The organism is Bacillus sp. BF2-3 (assembly GCF_008368795.1).
Lineage (GTDB): Bacteria > Bacillota > Bacilli > Bacillales > Bacillaceae_G > Bacillus_A > Bacillus_A cereus.
Genome location: NZ_QOSA01000010.1, coordinates 278,895 through 299,198, shown reverse-complemented (window position 1 = coordinate 299,198; position 20,304 = coordinate 278,895). Strand labels below are relative to the sequence as shown.

Sequence of the window (20,304 nt, the reverse complement as noted above, 5' to 3'; positions counted from 1 at the left end):
GAGTAAGTTATGACAGCAATTCGTTATGAATTTATTAAGACATGTAAACAAACGGGTGCCCGTTTAGGTCGTGTGCATACGCCGCACGGTTCATTTGATACACCAACATTTATGCCAGTTGGTACACTTGCAACAGTTAAGACAATGTCACCAGAAGAATTAAAAGCAATGGATTCTGGCATTATTTTAAGTAATACGTATCATTTATGGCTACGTCCAGGTCATGAAATTATTCGTGAAGCAGGCGGCTTGCATAAATTTATGAACTGGGATCGTGCAATCTTAACAGACTCTGGTGGTTTCCAAGTATTCAGTTTAAGTGACTTCCGTCGTATTGAAGAGGAAGGCGTTCACTTCCGTAATCACTTAAATGGAGATAAATTATTCTTATCACCAGAAAAAGCGATGGAAATCCAAAATGCATTAGGTTCAGATATTATGATGGCATTTGATGAGTGTCCACCATTCCCAGCTACTTTTGAATATATGAAGAAATCTGTAGAGCGTACGAGCCGCTGGGCAGAACGTTGCTTAAAAGCGCATGAACGTCCGCAAGATCAAGGTTTATTCGGTATTGTACAGGGCGGGGAGTACGAAGAGCTTCGTCGTCAAAGTGCGAAAGATCTTGTTTCAATGGACTTCCCTGGTTACGCTGTAGGTGGTTTATCTGTTGGTGAACCGAAAGATATTATGAACCGTGTTCTTGAGTTTACAACACCACTTCTTCCAGATAATAAGCCTCGTTACTTAATGGGTGTAGGTTCTCCTGACTCGTTAATCGATGGCGCAATTCGTGGTATTGATATGTTTGACTGTGTACTTCCAACTCGTATCGCTCGAAATGGTACATGTATGACAAGTGAAGGTCGCCTTGTTGTAAAAAATGCGAAATTCGCAAGAGACTTCGGTCCGCTTGATCCAAACTGTGATTGCTACACATGTAAAAACTACTCACGTGCGTACATTCGTCACTTAATGAAATGTGATGAAACGTTCGGAATTCGTTTAACGTCTTATCACAACCTTCATTTTCTGTTAAACTTAATGGAGCAGGTGAGACAAGCTATTCGTGAAGACCGTCTTGGCGATTTCCGCGAAGAGTTCTTTGAACAGTATGGCTTTAATAAACCGAATGCTAAAAACTTCTAATACATAATTTAAAAGGAGGAACAAAAGATGAATGCAGGTATGATGAATATCGTTATGATCGTTGCGATGTTTGCGATTTTCTATTTCTTATTAATTCGCCCGCAACAAAAACGTCAAAAAGCAGTTGCTCAAATGCAAAGTGAGTTAGCAAAAGGTGATGCTATCGTAACAATCGGTGGTTTACACGGTACAATCGAATCAGTAGATGAGACAAAAATCGTTATTAAATCTGGTGGTTCACACTTAACTTTCGATCGCAATGCGATTCGTGAAGTTGTGAAAAACTAATGTGGAAGGCCCTGCATGAAATGTGCAGGGCCTTTTTTAGTTACTTTGCTTTGACATATTTACACCGAAAATACCACCGAGTGTACTCGCCCCCATTAATGCTAATTGATATAGTAATTGTGAGTTCGATAAGGTTTGAGAAAAGCCTAAATAGTTAACTAGAAAGACGAGTATAGTGAACGTGAGCCCTGTTGTGAAACCTACTAGCCAACCTTTTCCTTGAGCCTTTTTGCCGGCAGTAAATCCAGACATAAGCATAGATAAAAGAGCGAGTATAAAAATAGTAACGGTTAATGTCCCTTCATTTATATTCGTAAACTTTAATAAAAGAGCCATAATCATACTAGTAATAGATGCGAGAATTAGTAGCGTAACAATACCGAAGCCAATTGCAGTTGATAATTTTTTCGTTCCATCCATTTATGCATTCCCCCTTTTTAATACAAGCATATTTTCCTTTTGCTCAAGTTAGACTAGTTTCTTTTTTATAGGGGAGTCTATACGTAAAAAAGGAGATGTAGAAATGGAATGGATATCGGTAATTGGACGGACAATGCTTTTGTATATCATCATCTTAATTATTTTTCGTCTTATGGGTAAACGTGAGATAGGAGAGCTAAGTGTATTAGATTTAGTCGTATTTATTATGCTTGGAGAAATGGCTGTAGTAGCAATTGAAAATACCGATAAATCACTTTTGCATCAATTAGTTCCGATGACTTTTCTTATGTGCATACAAATCATTTTGTCAGTCATTTCATTAAAGTTTCAACGATTTCGGCATTTAATAGAAGGTGAACCAGCAATTATTATTAATGCGGGAAAGATTGATGAAAAAAAGATGAGAAACCAACGATATAATATTGATGATTTAATGATGCAATTAAGGGAACAAGGAGTTGGAGATATTCGGGATGTAGAATATGCTATTTTGGAACCGTCTGGGAAGTTATCTGTCTTTCAAAAACAAAAAAATAAACAAGATACATTGCAGTTTACGCTTCCTCTTATTATTGATGGAGAAATTCAATCTAGTCATTTACAAATGATTGAGCATACAGATGAATGGCTTATTGAGAAATTAAAAAACTTAGGTTATAACGATATAACACAAATTTTATACTGTAGTTTTCAAAATGGACAATTTTTTGTTGATGTAAAAGAAAATTAGAGACTTATCCTTTGGAAGAGTAAGGATGATTAGTATAACTAATAATCAGTGGAGATTACCCCACTGATTAAAGTTTCACCTTATTTCAAAAATGAAAGCTTACGAATGATAGGGAGACGACTTAACTCTTCTTTTCGAATGAGTTTGAAAGTGAAGAGAAGTACGATATAAACAATTGTTGTTAAAGTGATTTCCCATAATGTTTGTATGCCAAGGGAATGAGAGAAAATAATATATTTATGAAGATAAAAACCGAAGGCGCCTGCGATACCGATGGCAAGTCCGCCGAAAATATAGTCTTTTGCGTAAATGGTAAATGTAATCTTTTTTAAAACAGTAGCGTAGTGAAGAAATGTTACTGTTACAATATTTGCAGCAATAGCAAGTGCAACCCCCATCATTTGAAACTCTGGCCTTGATGCTAGTACAAAAATAACGATTAATTTCACGATGGCACCAATAAATGTATTCATCATTGCGGCTCTTGCTAAGTTTAAAGCTTGCAAAACAGAGGTAAGTGGACTTTGGAAATAATGAAATAAAAAGCAAGGCGCAAGAAGTTGAATGAATGCTGTTGCGCTGTCTGATCCATACATAAGAGTTAAAACAGGAGAAGCGAATACGTATAATATAACGACAGACCATCCGCCGGTAATTAATGAAATTCGAAGTGCTTGTTGTAAACGGTGCTCTACTAATTTATGTTGTCTTTTTGCCATTGCTTCACTAATAGAAGGAACGAGCGCTGTAGAGAGAGCGTATGTAATAAAGGCGGGTAGTGATAGGAGCGGGAATGCATAACCGTTTAATATACCGTATTGCTGGGTTGCAACAGAAGCAGCGACACCAGCGATTGCTAAGCTTTGCATAACGACAATAGGTTCAAAAAAATATGAAACGGAGCCGATTAAACGACTTCCTGTAGTTGGAAGGGCAATATCCATCAGAGAATAAAATGTCCCTTTGCTTTCCTTTACAGTAGTGAAAAATCCAGAGCGTATTGATAAATGTTTTTCTCGCTGAAATAACGTGAGTAAAAATAATAAGGATGCAACTTCACCGAGAACAGCTGATAACATAGCGCCGGCTGCAGCATATTCTATGCCGTAAGGTAAAAATAATTGAATGCATATAGCGATAATGGTAATGCGGACGACTTGTTCTAGAACTTGCGCATAAGCGCTAGGTTTCATGTTTTGTTTCCCTTGAAAGTAACCACGCAACACAGAAGAAACAGCAATAACAGGAACAACGGGCAAAATGGCCATTAATGGATAGTAGGTTCTTTCGTCGGTTAATAATGTTTTTGCTAAAATAGGTGTGAGGAACATAATTCCGATTGTTAAAATGATACTAATAACGGATGTAACAGCTAGTGATACGGTTAATATTTTTTTAACTCTTTGTTTATCGTTCACAGCTTCCGCTTCTGCTACAAATTTTGCGATTGCGACAGGAAGACCAATTTGTGTCAATGTAATTGCTAAAATGAATGTAGGAACGGCCATCATATAAAGACCAACGCCTTCTTCTCCTAAAATACGTGCCATTACTATGCGGTTGATAAAGCCGAGTATTTTTGTAATAAAGCCGGCTATCATTAAAATAAATGCGCCTTTTAAAAAGCTTTGTCTCGTCATGTTCTTCTCCTACCTTCTCAAAATCAATGGAATGATTTACAATAATTTATATGCACGTACGAGACAAGAATGACAAGCATTTAAGAGAGTGAAGTATGATAGTGCTCTTGAAAGTAGTTATTGCTGTCCATTAGAGCGGGATTAAAGCGACTTTTTCGTGCTGAAATAAGAAGGAGATGTTTATAGATGTTAGATAGAGAGGCTTTGGTAGAATCATACCGCGGACAGTTACAAGTCGTTTTAGAAAGTAAAGTAGAAGAGTTTCAAATGTTCGGTTACGACCGAGTGACAGATGATGACATTTGGAAGTTTCTTAAAGTGAAAAAGTGGAAGAAGATAGACAGCGATGTTAGATTGTATGAATTAGTTAATGACGTATTAACAGTAACAGCTAATGAATATATGACATATTTAACTGTTGAAGCTTACCAAGCGCCACTTTGGTCATTTGATGAGTACGAAAATAAATAACCGACTGCAATTGGTTTGTTCTTCCTTTTGCAGTATAATGATATGTATTGATAAAGAGGAAATAATTATGTCTAAGATTATATATAAAGGAGGTAGTGAAGAGGAAAATAAATGATGGAAGTGTAGGTAGTGTAAAAGCTTACCTATAGAGCTAGTGATGAACTAGCAAAAATTATAGAAAGGAAGTCTACTAACTAGGCGTATGCACACGTATAGCAGTGAATCGTAAGAGATTTATTGAAAGTGTTAGTAGCAGAAAGAGGGTACATATGGCAAAGCGTGGTACGAGAATTGCCGCCTTTTTCCTCATCGTCTTATTAATCGGTGGAGTAATTGGTGCGGCAGGAAAAGACATAGCAAAAGGAATTAGTCTAGGACTAGATCTTCGCGGTGGTTTTGAAATTCTGTATGAAGTAAAACCAGCCAAAAAAGGTGATAAAATCGATCGAGATGTACTTGTAAGTACAGTAGGTGCTCTTGAAAATCGTGTCAATGTTCTCGGTGTAAGTGAGCCGAACATTCAAATCGAAGGGCAAGATCGAATTCGTGTACAGCTTGCTGGTGTACAAGATCAGCAAAAAGCACGTGAAATGTTATCAACACAAGCGAAATTAACATTCCGTGATGTGGATGATAACCTTCTTATGGATGGAACGGATTTAAAAGGCGGCGGAGCGAAGCAAACATTTGATGATAAAGGTCGTCCAAGTGTTGGACTTACGTTAAAAAGCGCTGAAAAATTCCGTGGAGTAACAGAAAAGATTTCAAAAATGCCACCACCAACAAATTTAATGGTAATTTGGCTTGATTTTGAAGAAGGAAAAGATTCGTATAAAGCAGAATCAGCAAAACCGAATCCGAAGTTTTTATCAGCAGCAACAGTAGAACAAGTATTTAACCAAGCTGAAGTATCTATCGTAGGTGGAAACTTCACAGTTGAAAGTGCGAAAGAACTTTCATCTTTATTAAATGCAGGTGCACTTCCTGTTGATTTAAAAGAAATGTATTCAACATCTGTTGGAGCGAAATTTGGTCAACAAGCATTAGAGCAAACGATTTTCGCTAGTGCGATTGGTATCGCTCTTATTTTCTTATTTATGCTTGTATTCTACCGTTTACCAGGACTTGTAGCGGTTATTATGTTAGGTTTATACATTTTTGTTACATTACTTGTCTTTAACTGGATGCATGCAGTTCTTACGTTGCCAGGTATTGCGGCGTTAGTGCTCGGAGTAGGTATCGCAGTTGATGCGAATATTATTACGTACGAGAGACTGAAAGAAGAGCTGAAAATCGGTAAGTCAATGATGTCGGCATTCCGTGCTGGTAACCATCGTTCATTAGCAACAATTCTAGATGCAAACGTTACGACTCTTGCAGCAGCTGGTGTGTTATTCGTTTATGGTAATAGCTCTGTAAAAGGATTTGCAACAAGTTTAATCGTAAGTATTTTAGTTGGTTTTATTACGAACGTATTCGGTACTCGTTTCTTACTAGGTCTACTTGTAAAGAGCCGTTACTTTGATAAAAAACCAGGATATTTTGGTGTGAAACAAAAGGATATTATTCCATTAACAAAAGGTGTAGTACATCCGCCAACGAGATTTGATCGTATTAATTTCGTAAATATCGGTCATAAATTCCTTATTTTCTCGATTGTAGTTGTAATTGCAGGAGCAATTATCTTACCAATTTTCAAATTGAACCTTGGTATTGACTTTGCGAGTGGTACACGTATCGACTTGCAATCAAAACAAGCCGTTACTGTGTCTGATGTTCATAAAGATTTTAAAGAATTGAACATTGATGTGAAGGAAGAAAATATTGTACCGACTGGAGATGACAATAAAGGTTTCGCAGTTCGTACATTAGGTGTTTTATCAAAAGATGAAATTGCGAAAACAAAAACATTCTTCCACGATAAATATGGTACAGATCCAAACGTAAGTACAGTTTCACCGACAATCGGTAAAGAAATTGCACGAAATGCATTTATCGCAGTACTGATTGCTTCTGCGGTTATCATTTTATACGTAAGTATTCGTTTCCGCTTTACGTATGCGTTATCTGCAGTACTTGCATTATTACATGACGCATTCGTTATGATTGTTATGTTTAGTATTTTCCAACTAGAGGTAGACTTAACGTTTATTGCTGCAGTACTAACAATCATCGGTTATTCTATTAATGACTCGATTGTTACATTTGATAGAAACCGTGAATTATACAAACAGAAAAAACGAGTGCGCGATATAAAAGATCTAGAAGAAATCGTAAATGCAAGTATTCGCCAAACGCTTGGTCGTTCGATTAACACCGTATTAACAGTGTTATTCCCAGTAATTGCACTGCTTATCTTCGGTAGTGAGTCACTACGTAACTTCTCGTTTGCGTTACTTGTTGGATTAATTGTAGGTACGTACTCTTCTGTTTTCGTTGCCTCTCAAATTTGGTTAATGCTTGAAAACCGTCGTTTGAAAAAGGGAAAAAACAAGAAGAAGGTTGAGAAAGTAGAATCTGAACCGCAAGTATAGAAAAGATGATGTCTCTTTATGAGGCATCTCTTTTTTCGTTTGTGGATACAATAAGATAGCAACTTTTTAACAGAAAGAAGATGGAAGAAAGTGGTGGTGTTATCGCTGTTTTTGTTAAAATAAAAAGATAGGTTAAGAAAAGAAGGGATTTTAATTATGGAAAAAGATGAACGTTTTAAACAGGCCGAGTTTGGTGCTATTGTCGGGATCGTTGGTAATATTATATTAGCGATTGTAAAGGCGGTAATTGGTTATATTGGGAACAGTAAAGCGCTATTAGCGGATGCCGTGCATTCTGCATCAGATGTAATAGGTTCGCTAGCTGTACTTTTTGGATTGCGAGCAGCAAAGCAGCCACCTGATGAGGATCATCCGTATGGTCATGGTAAAGCGGAATCGATTTCAGCGATTATTGTTGCGGTATTATTATTTATTGTGGGACTTGAAATCGCGATTTCGTCTATAAAAGCTTTTTCGCAAGAACTAGAACCGCCGAAAGGAATTACGATATTTGCTGTTGTTCTTTCAATCGTCGTGAAAGAAGGAATGTTTCAATATAAATTCCGATTAGGTAAAAGAGTAAACAGTGATGCAATTATTGCAAATGCATATGAGCACCGTTCGGATGTATTTTCTTCAATTGCAGCTTTAATCGGTATTTGTGCAGCTATAATAGGTGGTAAGCTTGGTATAGACTGGCTTGTATACGCTGATTCAATTGCGGGATTAGTTGTTTCACTTCTTGTTGTAAAAATGGCATGGAGCATTGGAGCGGAAGCAATTCATGCAACGCTTGACCATGTTCTTCATGAGGAGGATGTTATTCCGCTTAGAGAAGCAGTTCTTCAAGTAGATGGTGTGAAAAAAATTGGTTCTTTATATGCACGGGAGCATGGTCATTATGTTATTGTCGATATTAAAGTGTCCGTAGATCCATACATTACTGTAGAAGAAGGACACCGTATTGGAAAACATGTGAAAGAAATACTTATGAAACAAGATAATGTACAAAATGTATTCGTACATATAAATCCGTATTCTCCAAATTAAACATCATTAACATTTTAGTATATAGATATTGCATCGTAGTTTGCATTATATTGTCACCCCTTAATCTGTCTTGTATAATGAACAGGTTAAGGGGTGATTTCGTGTTACAACCGAAGACGCGTTGGAAAGAAAAAGAATATAATGACGAGCGAGTGAGTGAATTAGCAAGTAAATTACAGTTATCGCCACTTGTCGTTTCGTTATTCCTCGGTAGAGGACTCGATACAGAAGATAAGATTTTAGATTTTTTAAATACAGAAAATCAAGAATTTCATGATCCATTTTTATTAGAAGGAATGGATAGAACGGTAGAACGTGTAAATAAGGCGATTCAAAATGGAGAGCAAATATTAATATTTGGTGATTACGATGCGGACGGAGTAAGTAGTACGACAGTTTTATATCTTGCTCTTCAAGAATTAGGTGCAGAAGTAGAATTTTACATTCCAAATCGTTTTACAGAAGGGTATGGACCGAACGAAGAAGCATTTCGTTGGGCGCATAGCGCAGGGTTCTCGCTAATTATTACTGTCGATACTGGTATTGCAGCGGTACATGAAGCGAATGTAGCGAAAGAGCTTGGAATAGATCTAATTATTACAGATCACCATGAGCCACCGCCAGAATTGCCAGAAGCACTTGCGATTATACATCCGAAATTAGATGGCGGTGTATATCCGTTTCACTATTTAGCTGGTGTAGGTGTTGCGTTTAAAGTTGCGCATGCACTATTAGGCCGTGTACCAGAACATTTATTAGAGATCGCAGTAATTGGTACAGTAGCCGATTTAGTATCACTTCATGGTGAAAATAGGTTGCTAGTGAAACGCGGTTTAAAACATATGCGTATGACGAGAAATATTGGTTTGAAGGCATTGTTTAAAGTTGCTAACGTTTCGCAAAGTGAAATTACCGAAGAGAGTATTGGTTTCTCAATTGCACCTCGTATTAATGCGGTTGGGCGTTTAGAAGATGCTGCGCCGGCTGTACACCTTTTATTATCAGATGATCCAGAGGAAGCGAAAGAGCTAGCTGAAGAAATTGATGAGCTGAACAAACTGCGAAAAGATATTGTAAAGCAAATTACAGAAGAGGCTATCGCTGAAGTGGAAAATAACTTCCCACCAGAAGAAAATAAAGTATTAGTACTTGCGAAAGAAGGCTGGAACCCAGGGGTAATTGGAATTGTTGCTTCGAAATTAGTTGAACGTTTTTATCGTCCGACGATTGTATTAAGCATTGATCCTATAAAAGAAACAGCAAAAGGCTCAGCACGTAGTATTGCAGGATTTGATTTGTTTGCAAATTTATCAGATTGTAGAGAGTTATTACCACACTTCGGAGGGCATCCGATGGCAGCGGGAATGACGCTACATATGAATGATGTAGATGAATTACGTCGCCGCTTAAATGAACAAGCAGATGCAATTTTAACAGAAGAAGATTTTATTCCAATTACAGCAGTTGATGTTTTTTGTAAAGTAGAGGATGTAACGCTAGCGGCAATTGAAGATATGCAAAAACTAGCCCCGTTTGGTGTTGGAAATCCGAAACCACGTATTGCAGTAAAAGATGCAGAGTTAGAAAGCATTCGCGCAATCGGATCAGATGGCTCTCATTTAAAAATGGCTCTTCGTGATGGACAAGCAACACTGGATACAATTGGATTTGGCTTTGGTGCATATGCGAAAGAAATCTCTCCAGTTGCAAAAGTATCTGTAATAGGAGAAGCGTCTATTAATGAATGGAATAACTTTAAGAAGCCACAACTAATGGTACAAGATATTGCTGTAGAGGCGTGGCAATTATTTGATTGGCGTAGTATGCGTAATGCAGAAGCAAATTTAGCAGAACTTCCGAAAGAAAAAATAACAATGGTGTATTTTTCTGAAGAGGTATTGAATAAATTTTCTTTAGAGAGCTATAAAGAAAAGCTCATGCATGCTTCAGAAGTAACGCATTTAGATGATCAATATATCGTGTTACTTGATTTACCAAAAGGAACAGATGAATTACGTGAGCTATTTAAGGTAGGATTCCCAGCGCGAATTTATACGCTATTTTATCAAGAGAATAACCACTTATTTAGTACAGTTCCGACGAGAGAACACTTTAAATGGTACTATTCTTTCTTAAGCCAAAAAACACCATTTTCTTTAAGACAATATGGAGAACAACTATGTCGTCATAAAGGTTGGTCAAAAGATACAGTAAATTTCATGACACAGGTGTTTTTTGAGTTAGAATTTGTTACAATAAAAGATGGCGTCATTTTTATGGCAGACAAAAAACAAAAGCGTGATTTAATTGAATCGAACACATATCGTGAGAAAATGAACCACTTACAATTAGAAAAAGAATTGGTTTATAGCACATATCAGCAACTATATACATGGTTTGAAACGATTCGTAATCATAAAGAAGTAGAACAGTTAGGGTAAAGGATTTGTATTTACAAACCTTTTAGATCTGAGGAGGATTCAGAAATATGGATTTCAAGCAACATATCGCAATTGTACCGGATTATCCGAAAGAAGGTATTGTGTTTAAAGACATTACACCTTTAATGAATGACGGTAAAGCATACAAAGCAGCAACAGACGCAATCGTTGAGTACGCAAAAGAAAGAGATATCGATGTTGTAGTAGGACCAGAAGCTCGTGGTTTCATTATCGGTTGCCCAGTTTCTTATGCGTTAGAAGTAGGATTTGCGCCAGTTCGTAAATTAGGAAAATTACCACGTGAAGTAATTACAGTTGACTACGGTAAAGAATATGGTAAAGACGTTTTAACAATCCATAAAGATGCAATTAAGCCAGGTCAACGCGTATTAATTACAGATGATCTATTAGCTACAGGTGGAACAATCGAAGCGACAATTAAGTTAGTTGAAGAGCTAGGCGGAGTTGTAGCAGGAATTGCATTCTTAGTAGAACTTACTTACTTAGATGGTCGTAAAATGTTAGATGGTTACGATGTATTAGTATTAGAAAAATACTAATCACTATATAGGTAAAACTACGGTGATAAAAAGTACCCGTGAATCTCTTGGAGAGGAGCGGGTACTTTTGTATAATTGAACAAAAAATTATGGTGAAATGTCAGTAAAATCTTTTCCTTTTCACAATTCACAATCATTGGGTTATAATGATAGAATATAATTTATTCTATTAAATAAAGATAAAGTCAATTTTCAATAAAAGGTGATTCGATGGCAAATGAGCAGGTACTAACAGCTGAACAGGTACTCGAGAAAGCAAGTCAATATTTAGCGGATGAAGATATTGAGCTAGTGGCACGTGCCTATGAATATGCACGTGATGCGCATAGCGAACAATATAGAAAATCGGGTGAACCGTATATTATTCATCCGATTCAAGTTGCAGGTATTTTAGTTGATTTACACATGGATCCAGCTACGGTATCAGCAGGTTTCTTACATGATGTAGTGGAAGATACAGAGATTACATTAGAAGATATTGAACGGGAATTTAACAAAGAAATTGCTATGCTTGTTGATGGCGTTACAAAGCTTGGGAAGATCAAATATAAATCTCACGAACAACAACAAGCAGAAAACCATCGCAAAATGTTTATTGCAATGGCTCAAGATATTCGAGTTATTTTAATTAAACTAGCTGATCGTCTTCATAACATGCGTACATTGAAACATTTGCCTCAAGAGAAGCAGCGTCGCATAGCGAATGAAACGTTAGAAATCTTTGCACCTTTGGCACATAGACTCGGAATTAGTACTATTAAATGGGAGCTAGAGGATACGTCACTTCGCTATTTAAATCCACAACAATATTATCGTATTGTAAATTTAATGAAGCGTAAACGTGCAGAACGTGAAGAATATTTAGACGAAGTAATGACTGGTATTCGTGAGAAATTAAAAGAAGTTGCAATTCAACCTGAGATTTCTGGAAGACCGAAACATATTTACAGTATTTATCGTAAAATGGCACTGCAAAATAAGCAGTTCAATGAAATTTACGATTTATTAGCTGTACGTGTCGTTGTAAATAGTATTAAAGATTGTTATGCGGTGCTTGGAATTATTCATACGTGCTGGAAGCCGATGCCAGGTCGTTTTAAAGATTATATTGCAATGCCAAAAGCAAATCTATATCAATCTCTTCATACGACTGTAATTGGACCGAAAGGTGATCCACTTGAAGTGCAAATTCGTACGAAAGAAATGCACGAAATTGCAGAATTTGGGATCGCGGCACACTGGGCATACAAAGAAGGAAAAACAGCAGAAACAACAGGTACATTAGAGAAGAAACTCACATGGTTCCGTCAAATATTAGAATGGCAAAATGAAGCTTCTAATGCAGAAGAATTTATGGAGTCATTAAAAATTGATTTATTCTCTGACATGGTATTCGTCTTTACACCGAAAGGCGATGTAATGGAATTACCACTTGGATCTGTTCCAATTGATTTCGCGTATCGTGTCCATTCGGAAATTGGGAATAAAACAATTGGTGCAAAAGTAAACGGGAAAATGGTGACGCTGGATTATAAATTAAAAACAGGCGACATCATTGAAATTTTAACGTCGAAACATTCATATGGCCCAAGCCAGGATTGGGTAAAACTTGCTCAAACATCTCATGCGAAAAATAAAATTCGTCAATTCTTTAAGAAACAACGTAGAGACGAAAATATTGAAAAAGGCCGTGAACTTGTTGAAAAGGAAGTACGTGGTCTAGAGTATGAGATGAAAGAAGTATTGGCGCCGGATAACTTAAAACGCGTCGCTGAGAAATTTAACTTTGCAAATGAAGAAGATATGTTTGCAGCAGTTGGATATAGCGGAATTACAGCTTCGCAAATTGTTACGCGACTAACGGACAAGTTCCGCAAACAACGCGAAGAAGAAGAAATTGTTGAAGTTAAAGAAGTCCGTAAACCGATGAAAATTCGAAAATGGGATTCTGGTGTAAAGGTAAGCGGTGCTGATAATTTATTAATCCGTTTATCGAAATGCTGTAACCCAGTTCCGGGCGATGATATCGTTGGGTATATTACGAAAGGCCGAGGTGTATCAATTCACCGCCGTGATTGTGTAAATGTTCATACAGAAGAAGCTGTAGAACGATTATTAGAGGTAGAGTGGGAAGGTAGCCCTGAAAAAGAAATTGAGTATAACGTTGATATTGAAATTTCAGGTTACGATCGCCGCGGTTTATTAAATGAAGTACTGCAAGCTGTTACAGAGACGAAAACATACATTTCAGCTGTTTCTGGTAGAAGTGACCGTAATAAGATGGCAACAATTAATATGTCAATCTCGATTCGTAACTTACAACACTTGAAAAAAGTAGTAGAACGCATTAAACGCGTTCCAGAAATTTATGCAGTACGACGCATGATGCATTAATAGGGAGTGTAGAAAGATGAGAGTTGTTTTACAACGATCAAAGAAAGCGTCTGTCACAGTAGACGGTGAGATCGTAGGACAAATTCCGTTCGGTTTAACATTACTAGTTGGCATTACGCACGAAGATACAGAAAAAGATGCAACTTACATTGCGGAAAAAATTGCAAACTTACGTATTTTTGAAGATGAGAGCGGAAAGATGAATCATTCTGTACTTGATGTAGAAGGACAAGTTCTATCTATTTCGCAATTCACATTATACGGAGATTGCCGCAAGGGCAGACGTCCAAACTTTATGGATGCTGCGAAACCTGATTATGCAGAGCGTTTATACGATTTCTTTAATGAAGAAGTTCGTAAACAAGGATTACATGTGGAAACAGGGAAGTTTGGAGCAATGATGGACGTTTCTTTAATCAATGATGGTCCGGTGACCTTAATTGTAGAAAGTAAATAGTGTTCATAAAAAAGAGAGGGTTATATAATCCTCTCTTTTTTATACATTGTTGTATGTTTTGTTCATTTATTTGGAATCAATAGCAGTTTCGGTTATGTATAACTCTCTCATCAATATGGAACAATAAAAAGTAAAACATCCATATTGAATGTGAGGGATATACGTATGCGTATGAATGAAAAAGGGCATTCTGTTACAAATGGTGCAAATCAACTGTTTAACGTGAATTTTCATGATTTTATTTCAAAAGAGCAAAACAATACTTCAATGGAGCTTGCTTCGGAGTTTGGGATTTCTCTTCAAGATGTAAAGCGTTTAAAGAAGCAGATTGAACGTTCTTAGAGCACTTGACAATCCTACTTAACAAACGTATAGTAATTTTATATTTACATATGAATATAACCGTTGATAGAGAAGAGTAAATGAGACACACATGGAAAGAGAAGGAATGTCTTAGGCTGAAAACATTTCTGCATGATGACTGATTGAATGACACTCTAGAGGTTTCAACTTGAACGGCATATATGCTTAGTAGGGATGAACGCATATTTAAGCGTTATTAAAAAAGTGGAAGCATACGTGCTTCAATTAGGGTGGCACCACGGGTATAATACTCTCGTCCCTACTGTTTAAACAGTAGAGGCGGGAGTTTTTTTATTTTTATTAAGATTAAAACAATTTGAGGAGGAACTGAATATGTCTATTCAAATCCCACGCGGAACGCAAGATATTCTTCCAGGCACTGTTGAGTTATGGCAGTATATCGAAGGGCAAGCACGCGAAATTTGCCGTCGTTACAATTATAAAGAAATTCGTACACCAATTTTTGAACACACTGAGCTATTTTTACGCGGTGTTGGTGATACGACAGATATCGTACAAAAAGAAATGTACTCATTCCAAGATCGTGGAGAGCGTAGCTTAACATTACGTCCAGAAGGTACTGCACCTGTTGTACGTTCTTACGTTGAAAATAAAATGTTTGGTGATGCGACACAACCAACGAAATTATACTATATCGGTCAAATGTTCCGTTATGAAAGACCACAAGCAGGTCGCTATCGTCAATTCGTACAATTCGGTATCGAAGCAATCGGCAGTAATGACCCTGCAATTGATGCAGAAGTAATTGCACTTGCTGTTGAATTTTACCGCGGCATGGGCTTAAAAAATATTAAAGTTGTATTAAACAGTTTAGGTGACGCAGCGAGCCGTCAAGCACACCGTGATGCATTAATCGCACACTTTGAGCCACGTATCGGCGAATTCTGTTCTGACTGTCAATCTCGCTTAGAAAAGAACCCACTTCGAATTTTAGACTGTAAGAAAGACCGTAACCATGAATTAATGGGAACAGCACCATCTATTACAGAATACTTAAACGAAGATTCAGCAGTATACTATGACAAAGTTCAAGAACTATTAACGATGATGGATGTTCCATTTGAAAAAGATCCGAACTTAGTGCGTGGTTTAGACTACTATCAACACACTGTTTTTGAAATTATGAGTGAGGCAGAAGGTTTCGGTGCGATCACTACATTAAGCGGTGGTGGCCGTTATAACGGACTTGTACAAGAAATCGGTGGACCAGAAATGCCAGGTATCGGTTTTGCAATGAGTATTGAACGTTTAATTATGGCGCTAAAAGCTGAAAACATTGAATTACCACTTGAACATAGCATTGATTGTTACGTTGTAGCGCTTGGCGAAAAAGCGAAAGACCATGCTGCAAAAGTTGCGTTCGATCTTCGTAAAGCTGGATTGTCAGTTGAAAAAGATTATTTAGATCGCAAAATGAAAGCACAATTTAAATCAGCAGATCGTCTAAAGGCGAAATTTGTAGCTGTATTAGGAGAAGATGAGCTAGATAAAGGCATCATTAACTTAAAAGATATGGCAACAGGTGAACAAGAAGAAGTAGCGTTAGATGTATTTGCTTCATACGTAGCAGAGAAATTAATATAGGGGGAACTTACAGTGGCTGAAAGAACACATGCATGTGGAAAAGTAACAGTAGAAGCTGTTGGACAAACAGTTCAATTAAAAGGTTGGGTACAAAAACGCCGTGACTTAGGTGGATTAATCTTTATCGATTTACGTGACCGTACAGGTATCGTACAAGTTGTATTTAACCCAGAAACATCAAAAGAAGCGTTAGAAGTAGCAGAAACAATTCGTAGCGAATACGTATTACACGTAGAAGGTACAGTTGTTGAACGTGGTGAAGGCGCAATTAATGACAATATGGCAACTGGTCGTATTGAAGTACAAGCAACAAAAGTAAATGTACTAAATGCAGCGAAAACAACGCCAATTATCATTGCTGATGATACAGATGCATCAGAAGATGTGCGTTTAAAATATCGTTATTTAGACTTACGTCGTCCTGTAATGTTCAACACATTCAAAATGCGTCACGATGTAACAAAAACAATTCGTAACTTCTTAGATACAGAAGAGTTCTTAGAAGTAGAAACACCAATTTTAACGAAAAGCACGCCAGAAGGAGCTCGTGACTATTTAGTGCCAAGTCGTGTACATGATGGTGAATTCTATGCATTACCACAGTCACCACAGTTATTTAAACAGCTTCTTATGGTCGGCGGATTTGAGCGTTACTATCAAGTAGCACGTTGTTTCCGTGATGAAGATTTACGTGCGGATCGTCAACCAGAATTCACGCAAATCGATATCGAAGCTTCATTCTTAACACAAGATGAAATTTTAGATATGATGGAGCGTATGATGACGAAAGTTATGAAGGATGCAAAAGGTGTAGAAGTGAGTGCACCATTCCCTCGTATGAAATATGCTGATGCAATGGCTCGCTACGGTTCTGATAAGCCAGATACACGCTTTGAAATGGAACTAACAGACTTATCTGAGTTTGCAGCAGATTGTGGCTTTAAAGTGTTTACAAGTGCTGTAGAAAGCGGCGGACAAGTAAAAGCAATTAATGCAAAAGGTGCTGCAAGTAAATATTCTCGTAAAGACATCGATGCATTAACTGAATTCGTGAAAGTATACGGTGCAAAAGGTCTAGCTTGGCTTAAAGTTGAAGAAGACGGCCTAAAAGGACCGATTGCGAAATTCTTCGGTGAAGAAGATGCAAATGTGTTAATGAGCACATTAGAAGCTACTGCTGGCGACTTATTACTATTCGTAGCAGATAAGAAGAGCGTTGTTGCAGATAGCTTAGGCGCACTTCGTTTACGTCTAGGTAAAGAGCTTGAGTTAATTGATGAAAGTAAATTTAACTTCCTATGGGTAACTGATTGGCCACTACTTGAGTACGATGAAGATGCAGATCGTTACTTCGCAGCTCACCACCCATTCACAATGCCATTCCGTGAAGACGTTGAGTTACTAGAAACAGCACCAGAAAAAGCACGTGCACAAGCATATGACCTTGTATTAAACGGTTATGAGCTTGGTGGTGGATCACTTCGTATTTACGAGCGTGACGTACAAGAAAAAATGTTCAAAGCACTTGGATTCTCACAAGAAGAAGCGCAAGAGCAATTCGGATTCTTATTAGAAGCATTCGAATACGGTACACCACCACACGGCGGAATCGCATTAGGTTTAGATCGTCTTGTTATGTTACTTGCAGGCCGTACGAACCTTCGTGATACAATTGCATTCCCGAAAACAGCAAGCGCAAGCTGCTTATTAACAGAAGCTCCAAGCCCAGTTGCAGAAGCGCAGCTTGAAGAACTGAACTTAAAATTAAGCTTGAAAGAAGAGAAGTAAGAATAGGGTCTAGATGGTTATACTATAACCGTCTAGACTTTTTTTGAGAGGTTGTTTAAAAAGTCCGGTTTAGATAACTGTCGCATCTCATCGTTGCTTCGCCAGTCCGGTGCTCGAGTAGTGTTTCTACACTGCGCTCCTCCTGGCTTCAGCGCCTCGATCTGCTCGGTTCTCTAAATCCTCTTTTTTAAACGTGTATTTAGGAAGAAATAAAATTCTGGTCTATGTTTTCATTCTCGAAATATGTATTTTTAGGAATTCTATAACTTTTTCTATACAAATAGTCGGAAAAACGCTAGAATACATGGTAGACCATTTTTGTAATAGGAGTGTAGAGCTGAATGTTACATCAATTTTCACGTAATGAATTAGCCTTCGGTAAAGAAGGACTTGAAATATTAAAAAATAGTACAGTCGGTATTTTAGGAATTGGCGGTGTAGGTTCTTTTGCAGCTGAAGCGTTAGCACGTTCTGGCGTAGGACGTCTCGTATTAGTTGATAAAGACGTTGTAGATATTACAAACGTAAACCGTCAAATTCACGCTTTAGTATCTACTGTAGGACGTTCAAAAGTAGAATTAATGAAAGAGCGTATCGCGGACATTAACCCAGAGTGTGAAGTAATTGGACTAGAAATGTTTTATACAGATGAAACATATGAAGAGTTCTTTAAGTACGGTTTAGACTTTGTAGTGGATGCATCTGATACGATTACGTTCAAAATTCATTTAATTAAACAATGTTTACGTCGTAAAATTAAAATTATCTCAAGTATGGGTGCAGCGAATAAAATGGACCCAACTCGTTTCCGTATTGCGGACATCTCTAAAACACATACAGATCCAATTGCGAAAGTCATTCGTACGAAGCTTCGTAAAGAGGGTATTAAAAAAGGTGTAAAAGTTGTCTTCTCTGACGAAAACCCAATCGTAATTCGTGAAGAAGTACGTAAAGAAATTGTACCAGACGAGAATGCAAAAATTCGTAAGGCGAAATTACCGCCTTCATCAAATGCATTCGTACCATCTGTGGCAGGCTTAATTATGGCAAGTCACGTTGTACGTGAACGCATTAAAAACGTAGAAGTGAAACGTGTAGGGCAAGAATAAAAGAAAAGCATATATCCATTTTGGATATATGCTTTTTTATATGTATTAAAGAAATGTGAATATTTGCATCACTACTAGTTCAAATGTAAGTAAGGTTAGTAAGCAATAATCATATTTATCTGATTTATAGGCGGATGTCTTTTTTAGACTGTTAATGGTGAAAAGAGCTAAAGTTAGGACGAGAAGGCCAAGAGTTATTTTGAAGATTATTAATGAAATAGCAACCATCTCCCTTTAAAGGTATATGTTTATAATAATATTTTAGTAAAAAATATCCAATCCGTTTTAGGAGTTTCCTTGTATGACAAGGAGGAATGTTATTGTCAATCTTTGTCGCTAAATCGATATCCTTTATTGAATCGTTGATATATTGTAAGTTGTGATAGATATATTTGAAAAATCGTTGATATATTGCAAGTTGTGATAGATATATTTGAAAAATCGTTGATATATTGCAAGTTGTGATAGATATATTCGAAAAATCGTTGATATATTGCAAGTTGTGATAGATATATTCGAAAAACCGTTAATATAATTTCATTTACCGATATCTATATATGGTTCACCGAAAACAAACAGGGATGTCACTCAGTTAAAAAAGTGACATCCCTGTTTTTAATTCTCTGCAGAATAAATAATATCTAAATTCCCATTTTGATCGGTTTTGAAAATCGGGGCAATTTGCTCTTCTTGCTCTTCGACTGAAACAAGTTTTCGAGCACGATCCATAATTCGAACAAGCATCGCGTAATCTTCTTCGATTGCTTGTTGTTTTTTTGTGAGTACCGCTAATTTCGTTTCAAGTTCATGATTCGTTTTTTGCAGAGAGGTGAGTTGAGCTTGTAATACATCATTTTCAGTTTGCAACTTTGCAAGTGAAGGATTGTTATGTTCTAAATTTTGTAAAAATGAAATGACATTTTGCATTGTAAGATCTTGTTTACTTGGCGTAATATCTTCTGAAAAATCGGCGTCAATTACGAGTTGTTTCGTTTTCGTGAACCGATTTTTTTCTATATTAGCTTCAGAACGTTTTAATTCTTTACGTTGTTTTTTTGCAAGCTGCACCGCATCTTCGTAATTCGGTCTTACTTCAGCATTCCATCTAAAGCCGCAAGCTGCTGAAGTCCGGTTCAACGCATCGCCAACTTCATCAAATGCTTTTATTTGTGTACTTCCGCTGCGAATATGTCGTAAAACAGTTTCTGCTAAAAGGAGATCATCTTCTTTTGTCCATGCATCTTGACGTGTTTTCATAAGCGAAGCCTCCATAATGGTGACGTT

At 37.2% G+C, this 20,304-nt stretch carries 17 protein-coding genes and 1 other annotated feature; of the genes, 14 read left to right on the top strand and 3 right to left on the bottom strand.

The window, feature by feature from the left end:
* Window positions 1-9: 9 nt before the first annotated feature.
* Both tgt and yajC read left to right on the top strand, forming a co-directional pair.
* Window positions 10-1,149, top strand: a complete 1,140-nt coding sequence (tgt, locus tag DN401_RS10655) for a tRNA guanosine(34) transglycosylase Tgt (RefSeq protein ID WP_000125365.1) — start codon at window positions 10-12, stop codon at window positions 1,147-1,149.
* 27 nt (window positions 1,150-1,176) lie between these two features.
* A complete protein-coding gene (gene yajC / locus DN401_RS10650; RefSeq protein WP_000991115.1) occupies window positions 1,177-1,437 on the top strand; it encodes a preprotein translocase subunit YajC in 261 nt (86 codons plus the stop codon).
* 36 nt (window positions 1,438-1,473) lie between these two features.
* On the opposite strand, the gene DN401_RS10645 is transcribed toward yajC, so the two are convergent.
* Window positions 1,474-1,857: a TIGR04086 family membrane protein gene (locus tag DN401_RS10645; protein WP_000349148.1), complete on the bottom strand. Its 384-nt coding sequence runs from the start codon at window positions 1,855-1,857 to the stop codon at window positions 1,474-1,476.
* A 103-nt stretch (window positions 1,858-1,960) separates the two neighbouring features.
* Between DN401_RS10645 and DN401_RS10640 the strand changes: the two genes are divergently transcribed.
* Window positions 1,961-2,608, top strand: coding sequence for a DUF421 domain-containing protein (locus DN401_RS10640; protein ID WP_000454833.1), 648 nt, complete (start codon window positions 1,961-1,963; stop codon window positions 2,606-2,608).
* Window positions 2,609-2,688: 80 nt separating this feature from the next.
* On the opposite strand, the gene spoVB is transcribed toward DN401_RS10640, so the two are convergent.
* Window positions 2,689-4,248: a stage V sporulation protein B gene (spoVB, locus tag DN401_RS10635; protein ID WP_000198301.1), complete on the bottom strand. Its 1,560-nt coding sequence runs from the start codon at window positions 4,246-4,248 to the stop codon at window positions 2,689-2,691.
* Between the two features lie 186 nt (window positions 4,249-4,434).
* Here spoVB and DN401_RS10630 point away from each other — a divergent pair, with 186 nt between their 5' ends.
* The 11 genes from DN401_RS10630 (at window position 4,435) to DN401_RS10585 (ending at window position 19,020) form a co-directional block, all read left to right on the top strand.
* On the top strand, window positions 4,435-4,719 hold the full coding sequence (locus DN401_RS10630; protein ID WP_000886980.1) for a post-transcriptional regulator: 285 nt from the start codon (window positions 4,435-4,437) through the stop codon (window positions 4,717-4,719).
* 269 nt (window positions 4,720-4,988) lie between these two features.
* On the top strand, window positions 4,989-7,253 hold the full coding sequence (gene secDF / locus DN401_RS10625; protein WP_100655100.1) for a protein translocase subunit SecDF: 2,265 nt from the start codon (window positions 4,989-4,991) through the stop codon (window positions 7,251-7,253).
* Window positions 7,254-7,409: 156 nt separating this feature from the next.
* Window positions 7,410-8,303, top strand: coding sequence for a cation diffusion facilitator family transporter (locus DN401_RS10620; protein WP_000409744.1), 894 nt, complete (start codon window positions 7,410-7,412; stop codon window positions 8,301-8,303).
* 101 nt (window positions 8,304-8,404) lie between these two features.
* Window positions 8,405-10,744: a single-stranded-DNA-specific exonuclease RecJ gene (gene recJ, locus DN401_RS10615; protein ID WP_000941229.1), complete on the top strand. Its 2,340-nt coding sequence runs from the start codon at window positions 8,405-8,407 to the stop codon at window positions 10,742-10,744.
* Window positions 10,745-10,791: 47 nt separating this feature from the next.
* The gene (locus DN401_RS10610) at window positions 10,792-11,304 is read left to right on the top strand and encodes an adenine phosphoribosyltransferase (RefSeq protein ID WP_000346215.1); all 513 of its coding nucleotides are present in this window, start codon (window positions 10,792-10,794) and stop codon (window positions 11,302-11,304) included.
* A gap of 210 nt (window positions 11,305-11,514) precedes the next feature.
* Complete coding sequence (gene relA / locus DN401_RS10605; RefSeq protein ID WP_001262795.1) at window positions 11,515-13,698, top strand: GTP diphosphokinase; 2,184 nt, start codon at window positions 11,515-11,517, stop codon at window positions 13,696-13,698.
* A 16-nt stretch (window positions 13,699-13,714) separates the two neighbouring features.
* Complete coding sequence (locus tag DN401_RS10600) at window positions 13,715-14,155, top strand: D-tyrosyl-tRNA(Tyr) deacylase (protein ID WP_001266965.1); 441 nt, start codon at window positions 13,715-13,717, stop codon at window positions 14,153-14,155.
* Window positions 14,156-14,320: 165 nt separating this feature from the next.
* Window positions 14,321-14,497, top strand: coding sequence for a hypothetical protein (locus DN401_RS29765; RefSeq protein ID WP_001242605.1), 177 nt, complete (start codon window positions 14,321-14,323; stop codon window positions 14,495-14,497).
* Between the two features lie 54 nt (window positions 14,498-14,551).
* Window positions 14,552-14,782, top strand: a binding site (T-box leader).
* Window positions 14,783-14,851: 69 nt separating this feature from the next.
* Window positions 14,852-16,123, top strand: a complete 1,272-nt coding sequence (hisS, locus tag DN401_RS10595; protein WP_000027084.1) for a histidine--tRNA ligase — start codon at window positions 14,852-14,854, stop codon at window positions 16,121-16,123.
* Window positions 16,124-16,135: 12 nt separating this feature from the next.
* Window positions 16,136-17,911 (top strand): aspartate--tRNA ligase, encoded by a 1,776-nt coding sequence (gene aspS, locus DN401_RS10590; protein ID WP_000840891.1) that lies wholly within the window; start codon window positions 16,136-16,138, stop codon window positions 17,909-17,911.
* A gap of 341 nt (window positions 17,912-18,252) precedes the next feature.
* Entirely contained in the window at window positions 18,253-19,020 is a 768-nt protein-coding gene (locus DN401_RS10585) for a tRNA threonylcarbamoyladenosine dehydratase (RefSeq protein WP_000903179.1), read from the top strand.
* Window positions 19,021-19,635: 615 nt separating this feature from the next.
* On the opposite strand, the gene DN401_RS10570 is transcribed toward DN401_RS10585, so the two are convergent.
* Window positions 19,636-20,277, bottom strand: coding sequence for an RsfA family transcriptional regulator (locus DN401_RS10570; RefSeq protein WP_000857713.1), 642 nt, complete (start codon window positions 20,275-20,277; stop codon window positions 19,636-19,638).
* Window positions 20,278-20,304 lie beyond the last annotated feature (27 nt).